The sequence below is a fragment of the Rahnella victoriana genome (assembly GCF_004330295.1).
GTDB lineage: Bacteria > Pseudomonadota > Gammaproteobacteria > Enterobacterales > Enterobacteriaceae > Rahnella > Rahnella victoriana.
In genome coordinates this window covers 1-429 of sequence record NZ_SJOJ01000075.1, presented here as the reverse complement: position 1 = coordinate 429, position 429 = coordinate 1, and the positions used below count along the sequence as shown (strand labels likewise).

The following is a 429-nucleotide window of genomic DNA, read 5'->3' as shown; positions in this document are numbered from 1 at the left end:
TGATGACCGCCAATCTCGGCAGCGACCACCTGATGCAACTGCTGGATGAACAGCCGGAAGCCACTGACAGCGATTTACAGGAACTGCTGCGCCCGATCCTGCGCGATCATTTCCAGCCCGCCCTGCTCGCCCGCTTCCAGACACTGATTTATCGTCCGCTGAACGCCGTCGCACTGCGCACTATCGTTGAGATGAAACTGGCACAAGTCGCGAAGCGTCTGAACAAGCACTATGGCCTGACCTGCTCCATCGAAGAAAGTCTGTACGACACGCTGGTCGCTGCCTGCATGCTGCCGGATACCGGTGCGCGCAACATCGACAGCCTGCTCAATCAGCAGATCCTGCCGGTACTGAGCCAGCAACTGTTGCAACGCATGGCAGCGCAACAACGCGCCACGGCGCTGGCACTGGGCTGGGATGAGGAAGAAG

Annotated in this window: 1 pseudogene; it reads left to right on the top strand. The window is 59.4% G+C overall.

Annotated features, from left to right (window positions below):
• A pseudogene (locus tag EYY67_RS24365) lies at positions 1-429 on the top strand (type VI secretion system ATPase TssH); the annotation flags it as partial.